16 protein-coding genes and 2 pseudogenes are annotated in these 23,172 nt (G+C 47.6%); 5 read left to right on the top strand and 13 right to left on the bottom strand.

The genetic code is table 11. From position 1 onward, the window contains the following. Position 1: 1 nt before the first annotated feature. From ACR8BL_RS18785 to ACR8BL_RS18760, 6 genes are all read right to left on the bottom strand, one after another. Positions 2–3,718, bottom strand: a complete 3,717-nt coding sequence (locus ACR8BL_RS18785) for a GH32 C-terminal domain-containing protein (RefSeq protein WP_434749018.1) — start codon at positions 3,716–3,718, stop codon at positions 2–4. A 174-nt stretch (positions 3,719–3,892) separates the two neighbouring features. Continuing rightward, positions 3,893–4,786 carry an ROK family protein gene (locus tag ACR8BL_RS18780; protein WP_434749017.1) on the bottom strand — a complete coding sequence of 298 codons (894 nt, stop codon included), beginning with the start codon at positions 4,784–4,786 and terminating at the stop codon, positions 3,893–3,895. A 19-nt stretch (positions 4,787–4,805) separates the two neighbouring features. Beyond that, complete coding sequence (locus ACR8BL_RS18775; protein ID WP_434749016.1) at positions 4,806–6,287, bottom strand: glycoside hydrolase family 32 protein; 1,482 nt, start codon at positions 6,285–6,287, stop codon at positions 4,806–4,808. A 95-nt stretch (positions 6,288–6,382) separates the two neighbouring features. Beyond that, positions 6,383–7,990 (bottom strand): ABC transporter substrate-binding protein, encoded by a 1,608-nt coding sequence (locus tag ACR8BL_RS18770; RefSeq protein WP_434749015.1) that lies wholly within the window; start codon positions 7,988–7,990, stop codon positions 6,383–6,385. Between the two features lie 81 nt (positions 7,991–8,071). Next, positions 8,072–8,953 (bottom strand): carbohydrate ABC transporter permease, encoded by an 882-nt coding sequence (locus ACR8BL_RS18765; RefSeq protein ID WP_434749014.1) that lies wholly within the window; start codon positions 8,951–8,953, stop codon positions 8,072–8,074. A 16-nt stretch (positions 8,954–8,969) separates the two neighbouring features. Continuing rightward, on the bottom strand, positions 8,970–9,953 hold the full coding sequence (locus ACR8BL_RS18760; RefSeq protein ID WP_434753171.1) for an ABC transporter permease: 984 nt from the start codon (positions 9,951–9,953) through the stop codon (positions 8,970–8,972). 411 nt (positions 9,954–10,364) lie between these two features. Between ACR8BL_RS18760 and ACR8BL_RS18755 the strand changes: the two genes are divergently transcribed. After that, a complete protein-coding gene (locus tag ACR8BL_RS18755) occupies positions 10,365–11,417 on the top strand; it encodes a LacI family DNA-binding transcriptional regulator (protein ID WP_434749013.1) in 1,053 nt (350 codons plus the stop codon). Positions 11,418–11,682: 265 nt separating this feature from the next. On the opposite strand, the pseudogene ACR8BL_RS18750 reads toward ACR8BL_RS18755, so the two are convergent. Then, positions 11,683–12,560: pseudogene (locus ACR8BL_RS18750) on the bottom strand (FTR1 family iron permease); the annotation flags it as partial. A gap of 364 nt (positions 12,561–12,924) precedes the next feature. Between ACR8BL_RS18750 and ACR8BL_RS18745 the strand changes: the two are divergent. Both ACR8BL_RS18745 and ACR8BL_RS18740 read left to right on the top strand, forming a co-directional pair. Then, positions 12,925–13,869, top strand: coding sequence for a hypothetical protein (locus ACR8BL_RS18745; RefSeq protein WP_434749012.1), 945 nt, complete (start codon positions 12,925–12,927; stop codon positions 13,867–13,869). Between the two features lie 285 nt (positions 13,870–14,154). Beyond that, positions 14,155–15,861 (top strand): methyl-accepting chemotaxis protein, encoded by a 1,707-nt coding sequence (locus ACR8BL_RS18740; RefSeq protein WP_434749011.1) that lies wholly within the window; start codon positions 14,155–14,157, stop codon positions 15,859–15,861. Positions 15,862–16,144: 283 nt separating this feature from the next. Here the strand turns inward: ACR8BL_RS18740 and ACR8BL_RS18735 are convergent, their stop codons facing one another. Both ACR8BL_RS18735 and ACR8BL_RS18730 read right to left on the bottom strand, forming a co-directional pair. Then, on the bottom strand, positions 16,145–17,098 hold the full coding sequence (locus ACR8BL_RS18735) for a nucleoside hydrolase (RefSeq protein ID WP_434749010.1): 954 nt from the start codon (positions 17,096–17,098) through the stop codon (positions 16,145–16,147). 264 nt (positions 17,099–17,362) lie between these two features. Next, positions 17,363–19,594, bottom strand: a complete 2,232-nt coding sequence (locus tag ACR8BL_RS18730; RefSeq protein WP_434749009.1) for an MMPL family transporter — start codon at positions 19,592–19,594, stop codon at positions 17,363–17,365. Positions 19,595–20,027: 433 nt separating this feature from the next. On the opposite strand from ACR8BL_RS18730, the gene ACR8BL_RS18725 reads away from it, so the two are divergent. Continuing rightward, positions 20,028–20,696, top strand: a complete 669-nt coding sequence (locus ACR8BL_RS18725; RefSeq protein WP_434749008.1) for a TetR/AcrR family transcriptional regulator — start codon at positions 20,028–20,030, stop codon at positions 20,694–20,696. A gap of 45 nt (positions 20,697–20,741) precedes the next feature. On the opposite strand, the gene ACR8BL_RS18720 is transcribed toward ACR8BL_RS18725, so the two are convergent. Genes ACR8BL_RS18720 through ACR8BL_RS18710 form a run of 3 tightly spaced genes read right to left on the bottom strand, consistent with a single transcriptional unit; the run spans position 20,742 to position 21,724 of the window. Next, positions 20,742–21,017, bottom strand: a complete 276-nt coding sequence (locus tag ACR8BL_RS18720) for a hypothetical protein (RefSeq protein WP_434758261.1) — start codon at positions 21,015–21,017, stop codon at positions 20,742–20,744. Next, a complete protein-coding gene (locus ACR8BL_RS18715; protein WP_434749006.1) occupies positions 20,995–21,432 on the bottom strand; it encodes an aminotransferase class I/II-fold pyridoxal phosphate-dependent enzyme in 438 nt (145 codons plus the stop codon). The genes ACR8BL_RS18720 and ACR8BL_RS18715 overlap by 23 nt, the downstream gene beginning before the upstream one ends. A 7-nt stretch (positions 21,433–21,439) precedes the next feature. Beyond that, positions 21,440–21,724, bottom strand: coding sequence for a GntR family transcriptional regulator (locus ACR8BL_RS18710; protein WP_434749005.1), 285 nt, complete (start codon positions 21,722–21,724; stop codon positions 21,440–21,442). Between the two features lie 51 nt (positions 21,725–21,775). On the opposite strand from ACR8BL_RS18710, the pseudogene ACR8BL_RS18705 reads away from it, so the two are divergent. Continuing rightward, positions 21,776–22,159: pseudogene (locus ACR8BL_RS18705) on the top strand (GNAT family N-acetyltransferase); the annotation flags it as partial. 95 nt (positions 22,160–22,254) lie between these two features. Here the strand turns inward: ACR8BL_RS18705 and ACR8BL_RS18700 are convergent. Next, a complete protein-coding gene (locus ACR8BL_RS18700) occupies positions 22,255–23,151 on the bottom strand; it encodes a diacylglycerol/lipid kinase family protein (protein ID WP_434749004.1) in 897 nt (298 codons plus the stop codon). Between the last annotated feature and the right edge of the window lie 21 nt (positions 23,152–23,172).

The following is a 23,172-nucleotide window of genomic DNA, read 5'->3' as shown; positions in this document are numbered from 1 at the left end:
ATTACTGTTGCTTCAGCACCCACTTTTGATGCTCGTTATCTTCAAGAAGTTCACCCATCACCAAATTTGACCCGTCCTCAGTTATGCCGAGTGCGTTCCCATTATGAGCACTGGTAATGCGTATCGTCCCATCCTCGTTCTTGGAAATGTGCCAACGTTGATTCGCATACCCGAGATAGGAATAGAGCTGAATGCGATTCTGTCCTACATCCCAATCCAGCGCCATTCCGTTCAAAGTTCGAATAGAGTAAGAGCCGGACTCATCCCCAGTTGGTACCAACACCCATTTGAAACCTCCACTTGCATTCACATGCTGAAAGGATGCACTTCCTCCAAATACATGAACACCGAAATGCCCTTCGGCAAACTCCCCATCCTGAATATCCATCATTTGCTCTCCATTAACATCAACCTGAATCCGGGGACCGTATGCCTGAATTCGAATATGATACGTATGATCCTTTCGAATGAATCTCGGAATTTGGGCAAGCACCTGCCGATTTTCAAACTTTCCGTTCACTTTATAAAAAAGTCGGACGGCCTTCATGTTGGGGTCCACATTCAAGTAATAACCGCTTCGTCCATCCTCGCTTGCACGGAATATAATAGATCCTGCTCCCCCCTGTGCATCCAGCATCAGGTCAACATCATATTGAAAATCTCCTGCCGTTTCCCGGGCAACATACTGTGCATCGCCAGTAGAATTGCCCTGTATGCCTTGTTCGGTAACAAGCCAATCGGCAGATGATGTATCCGACTTCCAGCCAGATAAGTTGGTATGGAATGTCCCACTGGATACCACAATAGGGATTTTGGCAGAAGCTTTACCATTAGCCGTTGAAGCCGTCACCCAGACTTTTCCTTTGCCTATAGCACGAACCGTCGCTTTGGTTTGGTCAGAATGAACGATCTTCACCACTTTAGGATTACTTACTTTCCATTTCAACGGTTGAACACCTTTTCCCGGTCCGCCCTCCACCGTCGCGTACAACGTATGGGTCTGTCCTACACTAGCTGTTCTTCTGTGAGTATCTGCAATGACCTGAATCCCGGAAGATGTGCCTTCTCTCCAAATGTTGTCCAAGGCGTGCACCTTCATGGAACTCACCTTCACTTCCCCGCCAAGGCTATAGAAAGCCATTGTTCTTCCCGCAGGGTTTGGAAAAATGACATCCGAGAAAACAACCTTTCCATCATTGCCGAAGACCTCAACGGAGGATTCATCCATAAATAGTTGTAGCTTGATCTTTTGATTTTCCGCTTGTAACGGCGCCTCATGAACTTTGGTGAACAAATTGGAAAAGTTCACGTCTCCCGATGCAGTGCGATCCACAAACATGTTTTGCCGATCCACCTTGTATCCTACTGTGGTTTTCTGCCCCTCCCCTTGACGAAGATGAAAACCGAACTCGCTTACAGCACTGTTAGCTGGAATTTCCACTTCGGCTTCAATTTCATACGCTCCTGCGGTTACGCCATCAAGCGGATTTTTGGATTCAGGTGCCACCCTCAACTGTTCCGTGCTGTACAGGTTTTGCCGCAGTGTCTGAAGCTCATGGATTGGTGTTTGTACCAAACGAACTCCTTCGTTCGTGGTTCGAAGTGATACTTCTCTCGGTATGGTTAGTTGCCCTTTCCAAGTGGAGGTTGGAAAGGCAAACGGATAATCCCAATTCGTCATCCATGCAAGCATGACTTTCCGCTGATCAGGCATATTTGCAAAGGACATCGATGCGTAGAACTCCTTGCCGAAGTCCGTCCTCAACACCTGACCTGCCGGAAGATCATTCAGGAATTTCCCTTCTGCTGTCAGCTCGCCCACAAAATATTCTGCATCAGATCCTTGGGTTTTTGGATTCGCTCCTGTACTGATCATCAGCACCCACTTCTGCTGCCCCGTTCCATCTACAGGTAGCTGGATGAGATCGGGACACTCCCATACACCACCACGAACGTAATCGCCATATCCAAAGTTATCGGTTAACTTCCAATCGAGCAGATTCGTTGAAGTAAAGAACCGGATGTGATCCCCGCCAGACACGACCATCATCCAGCGTTTATGATCTTCATCCCAGACAACTTTGGGATCACGAAAATCCCAGCTTCCCGGATCATCCCCTTTCCTGCCAGGATTATCAATCACGATCGGACGATCAGAAGCATACTGCCAATTCCGGCCTTGATCGGTGCTGTACGCGAGACCGATACGTTGATTGCCCCCAGGCCTGTCCGGATGATAGGAAGTGTAGTACGCAATCAGACCTTTCCCACCCGAATCCGTGAACAGACCGGATGTATTGTTCAGATCAGCAACCGCTGATCCCGACCACACATGACCCTGATCATTCCAAGGCAAGGCAATAGGTAAACGCTTCCATTTTATGAGATCAGTACTAACCGCATGAGCCCAGGTGCCTCCATCCTGATGAAACAGATGATACTCCCCTTCGTAATAGACCAGTCCATTCGGATCACTGACTGATCCCCGAATGGGAGAATAATGGTAACGTGGTCGATAGTTCTCCTTGTAGTATATGGACTCTTCCGTCACATAGATATCCTGAAAATAAGCCCTACCTTGTTGAACTACAAGTCCGACATTCCCCTTGGCATAACTTGAGTCTGTGACTTCAACAGCCGGAGGGGTGTAACCATCCACATACACCTGAATCAAGCTGCCCGAAGCGATAATTTCGATGTGATGCCTCGCTCCCAATTGACTTGGAAACTTCCGATTTGAACTGGCAAGTAGGGTACCATCTGCTTTTCGAAGTTGTACCTGAACTTCTTCTCCTTCCCTCATCAGGACTGCTTCGTATCCTTTCGTTCCGTCTGCATTTCCCCTGAACAGCAGTGCTGCCGAAGAACTTGCATTCGTATAAGACATGGATATATTTCCCTCATATACAAAGTTAGATGCCGCCTTCTCGTAAACAACCCTTCCTTTTCCCGGAGCGTCTCCCGTCCCTCGATAACCTTTCACATCCGGCTGCCAATCGCCTGCACTGTTAATCATTTTGCCTATGTTGTTATTCATGGTACTTACCTGCACATTCTGAAATAAAGCCGATCCATCCCATACATGGAGCCCCAGATGTCCTGAAGAATAGGTACTGTCCTTCACATCCATTACCGGGTCATACCGATTATCCCAATATACCTGAAGGCTCTCCCCGTCCGCTTTTACCTTCAGATGATAGATACCTCCCAATTGCAGACTCGTCTTATGTTCTACATTTAATGTTCCCAGATGCCCGCTTGCATCTCTTAGACGTATCACACCAGCCTCTGGAACGACTTGCAGCATATAGGAAGACCAGCCTGTATCATTGGATCGAAAAATAAGACTGGCATCAGCCTTCATATTCTGAATCATCACATCAGCTTCATAAATAAAATCATCAGCTCTTGTGGCTGATACAGCCATTACGTTCTCCCCAACATCCGAAGTTAGATGGAGTCCTTCATCCGTATCTTCCAGACTGCCTCTACCCTGTAATGTCCAATCCGACAGATTGGTATCTGCTTTGGACCCATCAGTCAACCCGGCACTCCCCTTTCCCTGTTGTTTCGCTAATCCCTCAGATGTCTGCTTTCCTCCTTGCTGAGTATCCCTATCGGTATCCGTTAGAGCGGCGGTCGAATATGCTCCTGCAGAAGATGAACCAAGGACACATGATAATAGAACACAACGGATGGATCGGAAGATCCATTTCATAAGCATTCCCTCTTTTCCTGTTGTAGTGGATGACACAAAAATCCCGTAAGGGATGGCGCAGCAGTCTCTTCAAGCGAACATCTCGCATACATTCAGCCTTGCGACTTCCCATGCAAAACGCTGAAGCAAAAGTAAACCTGCAACCATCCCCTACGGGATACAAAGGATCAAATACTATGGATTCAACATGGCTTGTTGCTGTAACGCTTCCAACCCCAATGCAAGAGCACCGCATAGTCCGGCGTGCTGTCCCAATCCGGGTTGGACAATATATTGGTCGATATGTTGCGTTATCTGAGCTGCATTCACATATCCATTCAGGTTCTGTACAACCCGCTCCCGGATCATGGGAAACAGATGATGTTGCTGCATCACTCCACCGCCCAAGATGACCTTTTGCGGCGAATGAAGCAGAATGGCGGTCGTAATAGACTCTGCAATGTAAAAGGATTCTATCTTCCATGCCGAGTGGTCTGCTGGAAGTTCACTACCTGGACGCTGCCAGCGGGCCTGAATGGCCGGTCCTGCAGCCATCCCCTCCAAACAGTCGCCATGATACGGGCATAATCCGGCAAAATGATCCTCTGGGTGCCTTCTCGTCCGGATGTGCCCGCCCTCAGGATGCAATAATCCATGCACGCGCTTGCCACCCGCCACAAGTCCGACCCCAACACCTGTACCGATGGTGTAATACACACAGTTGTCCATGCCTTGCGCTGCTCCCCAGGTAACTTCTCCCAGAGCAGCTGCATTCACATCCGTATCCCATCCGAAGGGAACTGTGAATTCACTTTTCAGGGTTCCAACTACATTGCAGTTTTCCCAGCCAGGCTTCGGAGTTGTTGTAATGTAGCCATAGGTGGGACTATCCGGTTGCAGATCAATGGGACCAAAGGAGCCAATGCCGATAGCTGCAATGTCTTTATCCCTGAAATAGTCGATAACCTTCGCAAGTGTCGTATCGGGATGTTCCGTTGGAAAGCTGCACCAATCTTCAATTTCTCCTTGTTCATTACCTATTCCACAGACAAACTTTGTTCCGCCCGCTTCAATTGCTCCTATCCGCATTTCCTTGTCCTCCTTGCGCTCATTTCGACTGACCTTTGGCTTGGATGGGGGATATTTCGTAGATATGAAGCGAATTAAATATCATATCATTCTGTTCGGCATGAACAGCGATTCCTATGGAATCCGCATCCGGATAGATCAGATCGGTAATCACAGCCTGACCATCATTGGCAAATACCTCTACGGAGGAATGATCCACAAAGATACGCAAACGTTGATTGCCACTCACCGCTGTTAACCCAGCCGTATGCCGACCCAGGAAATGCTCATGGAAATTGATAATACCGGATCGACTGCGATCGACGTATACTTCACCCTGCGTAGCGTCCATGCCTACAAGCGTTTCATGATCCGTGCCACTTCGTAGTGCAAATTGAACGGAGGATGCAGAAGACCATTCCGCATCAATCTCATAGTTCACAAGATGCAATGCATTCAACTGCGCGCTCACTTGTCTGATCGACACATTCTGTAGCGACAATACGGGCTTGCGGGCCTGCTCCAGCTCACGTGCAGGATGCTGAACCAGCATGACTTCTCCGTCCCTTGTCTCCAAGGTCAACTCCCTCGCAATCGTCATTGCGCCGCGGTAATCTTCGGTTGGCGTCTGGTTGGCGTACATCCAGTTGCTCATCCAGCCCATAAACAGGCGTCTGCCATCTTCTGCCGGAATGTCGGACCAACTGACCCCTGCATAATTATCCCGGCCATGATCAAGCCAGCGAACGGTATGCGAAGCTTCGTCTGGAACAAATGCTATTCCATCAAATTCTCCAGTGAAGTACTGAGTTCTGGAGCCTTCCTTGAAAGCAGGATCTGCACCAATGCTGACAAGCATCACCCATTTTTCCTTCCCTGGCTCCCCATCTACTGCTAATGGGAACAGGTCAGGGCACTCCCATACGCCGTCATGTGAACCAATCCCTGCGCCGAATTCACTGCCAAGTATCCAATCCTTCAGATTAGGAGAATGATACAGACATACCGTTTGACCACAAGCGATAATCATGATCCATTCCTCAGTCTGCTCATGCCAGAATACTTTGGGATCACGGAAATCCACAAACGACTCATGCTCCAGCACTGGGTTGCCCTCATATTTCACCCATGTTCTGCCGCTATCCTTGCTATACGCGAGGCTCTGCCGCTGAATCGGGTGATCATTCGGTACTTCTAGATGATGGGTGAAAATCGCTACCAATCCTGGCTCACCTTCAAAGAATCCCGAAGTATTGTTCCAATCTACCACAGCACTGCCGGAGAATATCATGCCGAGTTCATCCGGTACCAGGGCCACAGGAAGCTCTTCCCAGTTAACCAGATCCTTAGTTACCGCGTGTCCCCAATGCATCGGTCCCCATGTGGTGCCAAACGGATGATGCTGATAGAACAAGTGATACTCGCCTTTGAAAAATACCATACCGTTCGGATCGTTCATCCATTTCTCTTTGGGTGAGAAATGATATACACCCCGGTAATCAGAAGTTGAAATTGTAGACATGTTGGTTAACTCCTTTGGACAAACCCGTGCTGGGAGACCCTACTTCACTCGCACAATGGCTGCTATGTAGGGCAGAGTCCCCCATTCAGTTTGTTTTATTTGTTGTTGCGGTCATATCCCGCTTGTTTAATCTGAAGCCATTCTTGCAATCCAAGACGATCCAGTTCTTTCAGATAAGTGTCCCACTCCTGATCGACCTTTCCATTCTGATACCATTCCGTGCGCATACGAAGCACATAAGCGAACAAATCCGTCTCAATGGTAGAAAGGCGGTCAAGTTCATCAATGGAAAAGAACACGCTTGGATAGACGTTTTCCGCTTTCATGTGTGGAACCATAACTTTATCGAGAAGCTCCATACGCCATGCGGCATCTTCCGGTTTGGTTGTGTATTTACCGTAGTAACTGTCGAGAATCGCCAGCGGTCCTGCAATACTTGTTTTTTGTCTAAGCTCAACAGGTGCAGCGCCTTCCAGCGGAAGATGCTTCAGCATACCCTTGGCTTCATCGAATTCAAAAATATTCTGCTGTGTCTCATCGCCGTACGTTCCCCAGTTGTTCTGTACCGATTGGAGCGGATCGTACAATTGATCCACCCATTTCGCTGTTGATTCCAGGTTTTTGTTGCTGCTCGTAATGACCATGCGTCCCCGATCTAGGCCGATTCCGTTCGTTCTTGTCACATTGGCCTCGCCACTTGGTCCAGCAACGGGGGCAAGCACATCATAGGTATCATTCATGCCTGTGATGTTGGCCTTATCCCAAGTGAAATACATACCATACTTGTTGTCTTTGCCCTTGGCCAAATACGTATTCCAATCCTGCTGATATGCTTCCACATCCACAAGACCTTCCTTAACCAGTTCGTGAATATATTGGACCGCTTCCTTGTAACCTTTATCAGCTGCTGTGAAGACCACTTTGCCTTCATCAGTCACCACGGTATGGTCCCAGTTCTCCCCGATTCCAAATGCCGCAAAGAGAAAAGTCAGGTCTTCTCCACCCGGCTTGTTAATGAAAGATAACGGAATTTCGTCTGCTTTGCCATTGCCGTTCGGGTCCTGAGTTTTGAATGCGATCAACACTTCTTTCAGTTCTTTGGTCGTTGTCGGCATCTTCAGTCCGAGCTTGTTCAGCCATTCCACATTGATCCAGGGTAAGTTATCCACCGACTGAATCCGTTGTTTACCACTGCCGAGTTCCTCAATCCAGGGAAATGAATAGATATGTCCATCCGGAGCTGTGATCATGCTCTTGTATTCGGGAGCTTCCTCCAGCACTTTTTTCAGGTTGGGCATGTGTTGCTCAATCAGATCTTCCAGTGGAATAATGGCTCCGTCCTTCGCCAGCTTCAGAAGATCATAATCCCCATAACCTGCGTCAAAAATGGCATCTGGTAAGTCACCGCTGGCTACCGCCAGGTTTCTTTTTTCTGCAAACACATCACTCGTATAGTTTTTCCAGTTGATATGCACATTGGTTTTCTCTTCGAGTCTCTTGTTAATCAACTTATCGTTTGGATCAGCGGGTGCCAGTGGAGAGCTCTGGGTTATAAAATTCAATGTCACTTTGCCATCAGGTGACTGGGCTTCACTCGAAGCACCGCCTCCACCCCCACCACAGGCTGAGAGCAGAAACATGGCAGACAGTATGGTTACAGATGCGGTAGTAACAGCTTTTTTAGACTTTTTCACTTTTTTCATGATAATGACCTCCATGGATTGTGTTGTGTCAAACTTTTCCATTATAAGCGGGCCAAACGTAACAATAATTCTAGCTATTCATTATTTGAGCGAACCTACCATGACACCTTTCTCGAAATATTTCTGAAAGAACGGATACATGATGATGAGTGGCAGACTCGAAATAACGATGGCTGAATATTTGATCATTTCGGAGAGCCGTTTCAGTTCCGCCATCGCCAGCTGATCACTAATCATACCCGGCGCAGCCTGATTCTGGATCAGAATGGAACGCAACACGAGTTGTAATGGATGCAGGTTCGGATTATCCAGATAGATCATAGCGTCGAAATAGGAATTCCACTGACCTACAAACGCGTACAACGCGAGGACAAAAATGATGGGTTTGGATAAAGGGATGACGATCTGGAAAAAAATCTTCATCTCAGAGGCACCATCTACATTAGCGGCTTCTTTCAGCTCACGCGGTACGCCTTTGAAGAAGGTTCTGGACAGAATGATGTTCCAGACGTTGACAGCTCCAGGAATGATGACCGCCCACACTGTATCCAACATGCCGAGATTACGCACAAGCAGATACGTCGGGATCAATCCGCCACCGAAGAACATCGTGATGATGAATATAATCATGAAAAATCCCCGTCCTGCCAGCCTTTCATCCGATAAGGCATAGCCTGCAAATATGGAAACGGTTACGGTCAGCAATGCAAAGGAAACCGAGTACAGCACCGCATTCGCGAAACCCCGGATCATGGCCGGATTGGACAAAATCATCTGATACCCATCGAGACTCCAGTCCGATACATGGAAGGACAGTCCGCGGTTCAGCAGCACGGTCGGGTCCATGAATGAGGCGATAACGATGTAAATCAGGGGCACGACCACAACCAGTACAGCACAGGTGAGAAAAATCGCGTTCAGTGTGAGGATCAGACGATCCATTCCCGTATGTTTGACTACCATGCATAACACTCCTTTCCTAATAGAGGCCTTCGCCTTCATTTAATTTCTTTACGATCAGATTCACAGTAACCAGCAATATGACATTGATGACCGAGTTGAACAATCCCACCGCCGCAGAGTATGCGTAATCTCCGGACTGCAAGCCCACCTTGTAGACATACGTGGCAATAATCTCGGAGGAAGGAAGGTTCATGGACGTTTGCATCAGGTAGGCCTTCTCAAATCCAATGGACATGATCCCGCCAGCAGCCAGAATAAAGACGATGGCCATAATTGGACGAATCGTTGGAAGATCGATGTGGCGAATACGCTGAATAAGGTTTGCTCCGTCCAGATTGGCCGCATTGTGAAGTTCAGGATCAACATTAGCCAATGCAGCAACATAGATGATGGAAGCCCAGCCTGCTCCGGTCCAAATGTCCGACAAAATGTAGATCCAGCGGAAATATTCCGGCTCAGACATGAACATGATCGGCTGACCAGTAATCCATGTAGCAATTTGATTAATCGGCCCTGTCGGTGACAGAAAAATAAACAGCATACCAACAACGACAACCACCGATATGAAGTTGGGTGCATACAGAAACAATTGAATATTTTTCTTCACGCCGGCTTTCCGTACCTGATTCAGCATGAGAGCAAGTATAATGGGCACCGGAAAGCTGAATATCAAACCAAAAAAGCTAAGTTTAAGCGTATTCATAAAAATGACATCAAAATTGGGCGAAGCCAAAAACTTCTCAAAATGCTTCAAGCCTACCCACTCACTGCCCATGATGCCTTTGATTGGACTAAAATCCTTAAATGCGATAATGGCTCCGTACATCGGGATGTATTTGAAGATAAGGGTCAGAACCAGAGCTGGTGCGAGCAACAAATACAAAAAATAGTTCTTTTTGAGTTGCTGTATCTTGTGACTGGTCGATGTCCTTTCTTTCTGTGCCCTTCTTGCACCCTTTTTGGTATCCACTGTGTTATCCAACACATGACCTCCGTTCATTCCTGAAGTTGACAATTGTCTTTAGTAAGGGTTTTCAATATTTACAATTGCTCATTTAATAATTTACAATTTAGCAGGTATTACAGGCATTAGTCAATACAATGTGTAAAAATAAATTGTGCATGTGAAACATTTTCGTGTAATTTCTATACTATATGTGTATAGAAATGCACATATAATGTTTGTTCAAATGTTTAAAACGCTTCTACTCCCTATGAAAACAAAGAACAAAACTTAGCAGTATACATATCAGAGACTACAAAGAAACAAACAAGCAAAATAAACAAACGAAAATGTAAACCTAATTGTTCATATGTAAAATCAAGATTGCTATTTAATCCAATCTATTATACATTTGACTTAAGATAATACTATGGACGATCATTTGATCAATTAGAGGTGAAGTACTAGATGGCAAAAGAAAAAGTCACGATTCAGGACATCGCGGATGCTCTAGGCATCTCCAGGAATACGGCCTCCAAAGCCCTGAATGACAGTGGGAAAATTCCAGTGGAGACACGTAATCGTGTTATTAAGAAAGCAATTGAGCTTAAATATAAACAGTTCGCCTATATGGAAAGTGAACATGTTCTAACCAAGGCCACACGCAATATCGCTCTGTTAACGGAAAACCTGCCTAATACGTCCCATTTTGGTTCATTGTTGATTAGTGGTCTGGAGAAACGAATCAGTGCAGAGGGGTACAATCTCTCCATCCATATTGTGCGTGAGATGGATCAGGATTCACTTACACTTCCTAACAATTTTGATACTTCCAATGTGGACGGTATCATATGCATTGAGTTATTCGATCTGAATTACTCTCAGCTCATTACCGATCTGGGAATTCCCACAATCTTTATCGATTGCGCTTCCAACGTATGTTACCCGGAATTTCATGCAGATCTGCTGCTGATGGAGAACGAGCACAGCATCTATCAGTTAACCAGAAGTTTAATTGAGAGCGGCTACAACAATATTGGATTTGCCGGGGATTACAATCATTGCAAAAGCTTTAACGAACGATGGGTAGGATATCATCGGGCCATGCTGGAAGCAGGGTTACAAGTCGATCTATCCCAGTGTATTGTGGATGATGACCGCCTCTTCTTCTCGAAGCCCGGCTGGTTGAACGAGCGAGTGCGCGACTTGAAATCCCTTCCTGATGCGTATGTTTGTGCCAACGACTTTATCGCCGTTGAGCTGATCAGGGCACTACGAGCGAGAAATGTTAAGGTGCCGCAGGATATTGTTGTATGCGGATTCGATAATGCGTCTGAATCCCGGATTATTGAGCCACCATTAACGACAGTTCACATCTATAGTAACGAGATGGGTATTAAGGCGGCAGAGATGCTGTTATCCCGCATCCATAACCCTTCCCAGCCATATCAAATTTCACATATTGTGACCAAACCGATTATCAGGGAGTCCACCCCCGCGTTAATGAAGGCCAATCCATAGACTGTCTAATCTGTCTATGTGGGGCTCTCCAGAAGATGTTGTTCCAATCTTAACCTTGCTATTTTCCTTCTAAAAGTCTGTTCGTCTAAAAAATAGAAAGCCGTATCTTTCACATCTAATGAATTGTGAAAGATACGGCTTTCTGTATAACTGATCGTGTCCGCTAGACAGTGACCATTACCCATGTCATTGTCAAATTGTGGAAGGGATATACACTAATTCGATTTCATCGCTGATCTGCAGCTCCGTTTTACACGGAAGCTTTCTAAGATCCCTTGATCGAACGCACCTCCGTGCGAATCAGGTTGAAAATCACCAAGATCAGAACAACCATTTGAGGGGTAAAGGTTTCCCACGTCGGATACATGCCAAGCCAGCCCATCGTTGGCAGACTCCGCGCAACATGAGCACCCAGCGCTGCCGACACCTGAAGTGCGTGGATACTTTCACCCAGAAAACGAAAGACCAGATAATAGATTAGCAGTGTAGCCGTAAGGAAAAACCATCGCACCGGCAGGCGCACACTGAATTGAATAATCGCTATAGCCAGAATAATCAGAATCACCAAGGCTACCCCCACCCCGATGAACAGCTGGAACAGCTGAATAGAAGGAGCCATACCGATGTAAAAGATGGCGGTTTCCGCGCCTTCTCTTAATATGGCAAGCCCAGCTACGGCAAACAAAGACCATAAACTTCCGCGTGCAAGTGCCCCTCCAACCTTGCGCTCAACATAGCTATTCCATGAGCGAGCGTTCGATTTGTTATGCATCCATTGCCCAACGGTTAACATCAGGATAACTGCAGCTAGACCTGTATATCCTTCAATCATTTCGCGTGTACTGCCTGATGATGCTGCAGCCAGTACCAGCGTTAACACCACTGCCAGCGCTGCACTCAGGAGCAAGCCGCCAATACCAGAATGGCCTCCAGTCCTTCACGGAGAAGAATTAAAGCTGCATCCCATGCGGTATAAGAGGTTGGCTCCGTCAAAGGCTCCAATCGCTCCATCATCTGGGATACCACCTTGGTTGCTTTCGCTGTATTCGGCGGGCTGGAGACCAAATAGCCGGATGCCTCCGTCATTTCATTCTCTATGGCCGCATAAGATGAGGGCGAAGGTATCTGCACCTGGCCTTCAACGATGAACACAGTAATGAAGCAAACAACAAATCCCCCGAAAACACGGCACAGATTATTAAATCCATTCCCACCTTACAAAGACCTCAAATCTCATTTAAAAGGATCCTGCTTTCTTTGCTCGGTTTAAAACATGTCTCTAATCTACTCTGTATTTATTTGATAATGATTATCAATTTCGATAATGACATCATAATTCCGCCCCATCTTTATATCAATATGAAAATATGACAACTGAACTCTCCTGTTTCATAAGGGTTATTTTGGGTATTTAATTCTGCGATACATAGACAAAGTTCGTCATCAAACGTTAAAATGAGACACAATGTAAACCTGATCACATTTCAAAAAATTGGAGGCTTATGACATGAAATGCCCAGTATGTAATCATGAAAATGGAGATGCCCAGTTTTGCGAGAGGTGCGGCTCTAACCTGAATGGAACTCATGCTTCTTCTGAACCTGTGGATTCTGTAAGACACACAGATTCGGCGTCTGCCGACTTGGAGTACACCCGTTGGTCCAGCACCCAGGAGCCTGCTTCTCATGATCCAGGACCCACACGTCCCTCATCCGTTTCACCGGTTCCATCACTTGTTAAAGAAACTTTCACAGTAGATGCTAATAACAACGATCCTGCAGATCATGGTTCTGCGCAAAGTAATACTGGAAATCAGTGGAACAACCTTGTGCAAAATGAGAAAGTCCAGCAAGCGAAAGAAGTAAGCAAACAATACCTGTCCTATTTCCTCAGCGTACTGGCTCGCCCATATCAATCGATGAAAACCGTCGGTGAACAACATGTCCTGCATGGCTGGGTAACGATGGCACTGTTTGCTATTTTGACCTCTACATATATTCTATTTACATTTAGCCGCCTTGATGCGGAAGGCCTTTTTATCAGTGGATTCCTGCGTCCATTGCTGTTTAGTGCAATCATACTGATTGCCGCAATTGCATTGATCTATGGTGTACTGAAGCTGGAACGAATCACCTTCCGTCCCAAAATTCTGATTGCCCAGTTCGGAACCTTGCTGGTTCCTGCAATCGCTACGCTGTTGCTCGCTAACTTGATGATTGTAATCTCCTACTCGTTTGCTATCTCGCTGCTGGTGTTATCGTATATTATTGTTTTTGTTGCTATGAATATAGTACTGTTCCATCATCCGCTGAATCGAACCAAAGCGGCCATTGACAGCATGTATAGCGTGCTGATTGTTAATGCCGTGTTGTTTTATTTAACGTATCGTTTGTTATATTCCGTTATAGCTGGCTTCATCGGGCCCCTGTTCTCACCATATGGGCGCTTGTAATTAGGCTTTTTCGCAAAAAAAGTGCTGGAGGCTTCCCTAATGTAGGGGAGCCTTTCTTTGAACAGACAGAACGTAGTAAGACACCACAACGTATAATGCGAGCGTTAACCTCGCCCAATCCCTAATCCTTTTCCAATCTTATGCCGATAAATTGAAGTAGAACTTCGTAAATAACATACACATTTATTAATACGCTTACATTACTAACCTATATTACATAAAACACAGAGTAACCTTAGTTACACCTATCGAGGGGGATCCATTAGAACGATGAATAGTTTGTTTATGAGAATTTTTTTGTTTTTTTCCTGTTTGATGCTGGCCGCGGGGGCCATTCTGGGCGTCACGATGTACCGGGCATCCGCCCAATTGGTTGAACAATCCATGGGGATGCAGGCACAGGCTGTAGCTGAACGGGCTGCTGCTTTGATTGATACGACACTGTACACCCCACTCAGCACGGGGCAGGACAAAACTGCGTATTACGATACGCTACGCGCACAACTTAGCCAGCTGCGTGAGGCCAATGGTCTTAAATATTTGTATACACTTGGCACACGCGAGGAAAATGGAAAGTCCGCTTACTATTACGTGGTCGACGGAGCTGCACCAGATGTAGCCGAAGATGACTTTTCCCCTTACGGCAAAGCAGAGGAAACACTGTACGATGGCATGCTGCAAGCCTTTGCACAAGACACATCCGTTCGCGGAGAGCTTACCCGGGATGAAGATTATGGTGCTACCATCACAGCTTATGTGCCGATTCATGGGCCCGATGGCAAGATGTTAGGTATCGTGGGAGCCGATCTGGACTCTACTGCGGTCTATGAATTGATGGCTAGCAACCGGATCACGATGGTCTGGACAGCCCTGGCGATTGTATTGCTCAGCGTATTGCTGGTATACATATTTGCGCGTTATCTGACAAGGCCACTGGTGAAGCTGAAACAGCTCATTGCTGAAGTGGGAAAAGGAGATCTGACCGTTAACGTGGAGCTTGGACGTAAAGACGAAATTGGACAGCTCGCTTCCGAATTCAAGCACCTCGTTACCGACACCCGGCAAGTCATGACAGGCATTCGCCAAAGCTCTGATTCCCTGCTTCACGCTGCGGAAGGTGTGTCCCGGCATTCCCAGGCAACAGCCGAGGCCAGTCAGCGGATTGCAGAGCACACGAATCACACTGCACATGGAGCTTCCGAACAGGTGGTGCGCGCTGGAGAAGTCACGGTGGCCATGGAAGAGATTACACGCAGCATGCAGCATATTGCTCATTCTTCTTCCAGGGTTGCTGACGTGTCACAGCAGACAACGAACGATGCCATGCAAGGACAAGCCCAGCTGGACACAGCCATCCGCAGCATGGAAGACATTCATCAAGCCAACGTACAGATGGCAACATCGACGACACAGCTTACGAATTACTCCAGCCAGATTGAGTCGGTAGCCCACCTGATGAAAAATATTGCTTCACAGACAAATTTACTCGCACTTAATGCCAGTATTGAAGCTGCACGTGCAGGTGAACATGGCAATGGTTTTGCTGTAGTTGCTTCTGAGGTACGTAAACTCGCGGGGGAATCCGAACAATCCTCAGAGCAGGTAACTGAGCTTATTGCCGAGATCACACGTCAGACCACTTTGCTTGCAGAGCATATGTCGGCGAGCACCACAGCGATACAATCCGGCATGACTGTTGTGCAAGAAGCAGGTCATTCGTTCTCCTCCATTCATGGCGGCATTGAAACGATTAACAAACGACTACATGAAGTGTCCGCAGCTTCCGAACAACTGTCAGCCAGTTCAGAGGAAGTGTCGGCATCCATTGAAAACATGGAACATATCTCGCGAGATTCCTCGTCCAGCATCCAAAAGGTATCTCAGGCTGCCGAAACGCAGCTACAATCCATGGGCGAGATCACTGATTCCGCCGAGTCGCTGCGTGTCTTGTCCAGTGAACTGAATGGCCTGATCAGCCGCTTTAAAATCTAGGGTGTGTCCTCCCGCTTCCATACGAGCCGAATCATGGCAAGTAATACGTCGTCGCAGAGGACACCTTGAATTATATCCAGGCACTTGGCTGTGACATTCAAGCCAAGTAGCCACACCAAAAAAGCCGCATGGCATGTGTTCATGGAATCGGGGTTCACCCGATCATCGGAACACAGCCTGCGGCTTTCTTTAGCTCTTGCCTTTATACGAGATGTATCGTTGATACGTCTCGTATAAAGGTCTTTTTATCTTCAATGAAGGTCAGCCCTACGGCTGCCGATCATTAGTAACGCTGCGGAGCAGCTTTTTTACCTAGGTCAGTCATGTATGTGAAGAATGCTTCCGGGTCTGTATCATAGACCAGTTGCACCGGACGTCCGTCTGCTTGCTCCACCGTGCGACCTTGGCTCGGGCCATCTGGAATGACGATGCAGTTCACCGTTTTTTTCTTCACGATGTCCTCGCGGCCTACGGAAGCCGTAGTCAGCACATCCCACAGATAATACGTGGAGTTGGTCTCACTGTACACCAGTGGCGGACACCCTGCATAACAGTTTCCCAGGAAATCCACACCTTCGAAGCGGCGCTCTGCTGCCCAGCGGTTACGAACTGCGGGTGTAAGAGGTACTTTGTTTGTGCTTTCCAGGGCAACCAGATCAATCTGAATGCCGCTCTGCCACACACGATATGCCGCTTCCGGGTCCCAGAATACGTTCCATTCCGCCGTACCGTCATGCTCCGGCTCTTCTACGTTTCCACGTTCGAATGTACCGCCCATCCATACCAGTTTATCGATTTTCTCTTCGATATCCGGTGCTTCGTCAAGCGCACGCGCAAGGTCCGTGAGCGGGCCTGTGAACAACAGCAACGTTTTACCTTCGGTATTGCGTACTTTTTCGATCAGATGCTGATGTGCTGGAACAGCCGAGAGCGGCGCTTCCATTTTGCCGGATTCGTTCAGAACAGGCAGTGCATCTACATAGAAGGAATGCAGTCTCCACGCTGCCGGGAACGGGTTTTTGCCTCTGGAGTTCGATTTGGATACTTCTACGGAATACGTTCCAAAACGATCGATAATTTTACGGCTCGCATCGGTCGCCGGCTCCAAATATCCGTCTGCCGGAATAACCGATACACCGGTTACGTTTACATTGTCCATTTGCAGAAGCATAAACAGCGATACGAGATCATCCACGCCGCCGTCATGATTGAAATACACATTCAGTTTGTTCGTCATGCTTGCTTTCATCCTTCCTCTGGTTCCCCATTGATGTGAACTTGTCCGTCCGCACAAGGCCGACGCTTCTTCTATTATGTCCCATAACCCTAAGCCGAGTAAACCTTACACATCCAAAGAATCCCGTTCCTACAGCATTTTATGCGCATTTTTACCAGCTTATCCATTCCATCTCAGACAAACCTCAACACTCTCGCCTCTGGTAAAAAAGAAAGATGGACCACGGGCATGAAGCCCCGCCGTCCATCTGTCCCTCTCCATGGTTTACAAGGATCGGGTTGGTTTCTTTTCTTGTTTCTCAGCAATCGGCATATACTTGCCTGGCCAGAAAGCCCATTTGCCCAGCAGCGCTGTAATCGCTGGCACCATGAACGGACGAACCAGGAATGTATCCAGCAGCACACCTACGGCGGTGATGATACCGAACTGCACCAGCACCTGAATTGGCAAAGTAGCCAATACAGCGAACGTGCCCGCCAGAATCAGACCCGCAGAGGTTATAACTGAACTTGTCTCACCTACACCTTCTCTAATCGCCTGACGGAGCGGCATCGTTTTGCGTTTCTGCCAGATGCTTGAGATCATGAAGATATTATAATCCTCGCCGAGTGCTACGAGGAAGACAAAGGAGTAGAGCGGAATCGCTCCCTGGATCGCCTCTGCTCCAAGCCCATAGTGGATGATAATCCAGCCCAGGCCCAGTGCGGAGAAATACGACAGGACTACGGTAATAATCAGATAGGCCGTCGCAACAACCGAGCGCAGATAGAGCAACAGCAGCAACGTGATCATACCGATAACGACGGGAATAATAATCTTAGCATCCCGCTCGCCAGCCACTTCGATGTCATACTGTTCGGCCGTCTGTCCATCAATCCACACTTGTTGAACCACGTTCGTAACTCCGGCATCTTTCAATGCCGCTTCGGCTGTAGCACGCAAGTCAGGAATATGCTGCATCGCTTCAATCGAGTACGGATTGAGATTGAACTCTACGTTATACGCCGTAATGTTAGGGTTCTCTGCGCCTTGCTGCGCGTCACTCACCTTGCTGATATAATCCAGTGATTCGAGACGCTCTTTCAGATCCGTATTTTTGCCCCCAGCATCTACGATCACTTTAACTGGAGCCAGCTCTCCTTGGGAAAATTGCTCCCCAATGACCTTAAAGCCTTCACGGGAAGGTACATTTTCCGGGAAGGAAGATAATAAGTCGTACGTAAATTTCACTTGAGTTGAGAAGGCAGCCAGTCCACCGAGCAGCACCACCGTAATCGCCAAAACCGCCCACGGTTTGGTCGTTACGATGCGTCCAATCCAGCTTTCACGGACTTTACGCGGAGCTGGAGCCGGTTTGCCTTTTTTCTTCGCCCGCTCCACTTCCATCTCGTGAGTACGTGGAATAAACGGATAGAATGATCCCCGTCCGAAGATGGCAAGCAGGGCCGGAACCAGCGTCAGACTTGCAATAAACATGATGAAGATGGACAAACTGAATGGTACGGCAAAACGATGATATGCGCCATATTCAGCCAGCAGCAACACCAGCAAAGCGGCGACCACCGTAAATCCACTCATTGCAATCGCGCCGGATGATCCGGTGATCGCTTGGAATATAGCTTTCTTTTTGTCCGGCTCATGATAGAGAATTTGACGGTATCTGGAGATCATGAACAGACAGTAATCCGTTCCGGCTCCGAACAGCAACACGGTCATGATCGAGATCGACTGAGCATCAACCGTAATCCAGCCTTGGTCTGCCATAAATCCGAGAATCGGACTGGTGACCATATAGGCGAAACCCACGGCAATAATCGGTATAATCGCCAGTACAGGCGAGCGATAGATAAGCAAAAGCAGTACAAGTACAAGCACCACCGTTGCAATCAGCAAGGACACATCGGCGGATGAGAACAATCCCGTCGCATCAATGGATATGCCCACAGGTCCGGTTACACGTGCGATCAACTTGCTTGGATTATCTATAGCTGTATCAAACGGATTCATGCCGAAGATCGCTTTTGTTTTTTCCTCTAATCCTTCGACACCTGCCTTCAGCTGTTTAGCGTCGGCATCTTTGTTGAAAAATAGCGGCATGACCATTGTACTTCCGTCTTCCGAAAGCTGGCCTTTAATCGCCTGCGGTGGCAGCTTATAGAGCGGTACAACGGACTGTTGCTGCTCCACCGGGTCTTGATCCAATCGCTCGGTTAACGCCTGAATCTGTTGTATCTGATCCTCTGTGAGTCCGGCAGGGTTGCGCCAGACGATCAGCGCGGGTAATCCCTCGCCGCCAGGGAATTCTTTTTTCGCCATCGCAGCGGCCTGAACGGATGGTTTCGAATCGCTCAAATCCTGTGCATTGTTGGTCTCGCGCTGATTTACTGCTGGCCACACCATACCAAGCACAACTGCAATGATAATCCATACGAGCAGCGTGACCCATTTACTTCGTTTGCCCGCTATAAAGCGGCCATACCCTGAACCTTCTTGCATGGTCTATTCATCTCCCTAGTTTTGTTTTAATCCATATAAGTTGAACAGAAAGATGGTTTGCACAGACACTCCGATGACAGAATAACCTTCCAATCGCTGTTATCCCCAGATTTTTTTGAATCCCCTTTTATGAAGGGAAAAATCCGGTGATAAGCGTATGCTTCCGATGCAGCTTTCTTGCAGAAAGCTTTTAAGCGAACGTTTCGCTTTTTCAGGTTTTTTCTGTCCTCTCCGTTCCAGTGCAAAATAAATGGTTCAACTTATAGAAGCAATCATTTGATCAAAATAGCTGTTAAATTACTGTCATGGTATGGAAATGAACCATGGGTCATAATATAATTGAGTTAATTATATATACCGGAAGGTTAATTATGCAATCCCTAATTTTTTGCAATGTCGCAATACGTTATTTTATCCGTAAATGAGGTTGATTATGATGAACAAAAAACCAAGAAAAGAAACAATCTCCATGCGTGCTCCAGGCAGACCCAAAGCAGGTGCAGATCAAGCTTCCGCCTACAATGACATCCTAATGACGGCCTCACGGCTGTTTATGGAATATGGATACGAAGCCGTTTCTCTTCAGCAGATCGCTTCGTTATGTCAGGTTACCAAGGCGTCGATCTATTATCATTTTTCCAGCAAACCTGAACTGTTTACCATAGCGATTACCCGCATGATGGCAATGGGTATGCAACAGACGACACTGCGTCTCGAAGAACCCGGCACGTTGAAGGAACGACTAGTCAACGTGGCGGCTGCCAAGATGCAGCAGTCCCATGTCGATACTGAAACGATGATGCGTGAGGCCGAAACATATCTGAATGCCGAGCAGTTTGCTCAAATTCGAGATGCAGAGAATCGTATCTTTGGTGTGCTCGCTACACATTTTCAGCAGGAAATGGATCACGGGTATTTGCGAAGAGCCAACCCCATGCTGCTGGCTCAAGCCTTTACGTCCCTGCTGATGCTCGCCAACCGTGAGGATGTACGCCAGATGCACGGTACAATTGTTGAACTGGCAGAGGAACTCGTGGGACTCTTTTTGAATGGAGCGGTTAAGCAGCCCTTACGAATATGTTTTCCCAGTTCCCCATCTTGAATGAATAATTCCAATGTTCGCTGGTACAGACGTGAGGCCGACTGTTCAAACAGAACGCTTCTGTATACCTCGGCAAAATAGGGCAAGAGTTCCTTGGGTATTACCATGTAATGCACGCAAAAGGCAGGCGCAAGCACCTGAGAGAATCCCCCCCATATAGATGACAGGTGCGTTCTCTCGCAGACCTTGCATTGAAGAAGGAATGGGACGACCGGAATATCTGAATTCGCCGTCATAATCATCTTCTATGAGGTAGGTCCCTGCACGTTCCGCCCAGTCCAGCAAAGCAAGTCTGCGGCTAATCGGCATCATCATACCCATGGGGAACTGATGCGACGGGGATACACCAGCTAGTTGCCTGATCCAGTTCATCCAGGTTCATGCCTTCGTTGTCCAGTGAGATCGGGATAATCTCATATCCATAATTCCGAAATGTACCGGGCAGTAGACGGTATCCGGGATTCTCTACAGCGATCGATTTAAGATCTCCCTTGTACAGCATGGTCTGTGCGAGCAACGACATTAGCAGATGTTGCTCCGCACCGATTACAATCTGCTCCGGTATACATCGAACACCTCTGAATTGTCCTAAATAGTCTGCAATCTCTCTCCGTAATCCCGGCTCACCTTGAGGGTCTCCGTAAAATAACAAGTCCCTGGATTCGTCACGCCAAACACGATTCGCGTACTGCTGCCATTTTGTATAAGGAAACAGGCTAAAATCATTGTGTGACATATGAAAATCATAGGAAACACGCGTCACCGGACGTAAGCTCTGAAGCCTGTTGAAACTGCCGTAGAACCTGCTTGATCCTGCCTATTCGTTGAGGTGGCGTGTGTGTATCCCATTTTCCCAGCATTATATCGTGATAACCTTCAACTACAGCTCGAACGCGATAACCTCTGCGCGGCTGGCTATAGATGTATCCTTCCGCAATAAGCTGCTGGTACGCAGCTTCCACCGGTGTTGTGCTTATACCCAGCAGTTCTGCACATTTGCGAACAGAAGGCAGGCGGCTGTGTTCCACCAGTTCTCCACGGAAAATCTCCCGTTTGATATGATCCGATAGTTGAACGACTCACGACTGAACCTGCTTATCGCATTACAAAGTACAGACGAAATCATCGGGGATGTTGCCCTGATGGACATGCACGCCAAAAACCGCAGTGCACACATTCGCATTGCCATCGATCAGCCAGCTCACCAAGGTAAGAGATATGGGAGTGAAGCAGTGCTTCTTATGCTCGATTACGGATTCGGCATCGCCAATCTGCATCGAATTGAGCTGGATGTCTTTGCTTTTAACGAACGCGCTATTCGCACGTATGAGAAGCTTGGCTTCCAGCGTGAAGGCGTTAAACGGGATATGTTGTATTACAACCACCAGTATCATGATGCCATTCTGATGAGCATCCTTGAGGATGAGTTCCGGGAGAAACATCTGAAAGCAACAGCCAAATAGTTAGGATATGCTTGGAAACTCGTGCTTGAAAGCTGGTAGCATTTCTACTCATGAATAGCAGTGAAAGCGTACAAAAACCATAAAAACCGGGGAGGTTATTCCTCAGCCCCGGTCAGAAAATGCAGATGACCCGCCAGCACCGACAGCTCGGCGGGTGTCTTCATGTACAATTCGCCATCCGTATCGGCTGGCATCGGTACCTCTGTTTTTATTTTCAACGTAGACGCCTTGAAATAGGAAATACTCTCATGCCGGGGTTGCCACTCCCCCTCCGGCTTGTGCGACAGAATTTCCCGCATCAGAGGGATGCCTGTCTCATGGATAATGAGCACATCCAGCTTACCGTCCTGCAATGCATCCGGAGCAAAAGGTAACGCATTCGTGCCCAGAAAACGCCCATTAGCAGCATAGATCATTACCGCTTCGCCTGTCGTGCACTCTCCGTCGATCTCTAGCTCATATTGAAATGGCTCGGAACGGCTTATCGTCTGAAGTGTGCTGATGAAATAACTGACCTTGCCGAGCGTGCCTTTCAAATTCTCGTTAATGTTCTGTGAGGTATCACTGATCAGACCAATCCCGAAAAAGTTCGTAAACACCCGGTCATCTGCTCGTCCGATATCCACCGATATAACCCGCCCTGTTAGCAGTTCTTGTGCCGCTGTCTCGGCATCCGGTGAAATGCCCAGTGAACGTGCAAAGTCATTACATGTACCGCCTGGAAGTACGCCGACCTGTGGAGGATTTTGCAAGGATGCCAGCCCGTTTACACACTCATGCACCGTACCATCTCCGCCCAGAATGAACACCACATCGAATTCTTCCCCGCGCTCCCGGCACAACCTCTCTCCTTCACCCGGTTCATCCGTCCGAACCACGACCAGTTCATGAATGGCTGGAGCAAGTACACCTGTGACCAAACCTAATGTATTTTCCCGATTGGCTTTCCCTGCATGAAGATGATGAATTAACAAGGCTTTGTTCCATTCCATGCCACTCTTCCTCCATTCCAA

The organism is Paenibacillus amylolyticus, assembly GCF_051136285.1.
GTDB lineage: Bacteria > Bacillota > Bacilli > Paenibacillales > Paenibacillaceae > Paenibacillus > Paenibacillus amylolyticus_F.
This window is presented reverse-complemented; position numbering and strand designations above follow the sequence as displayed.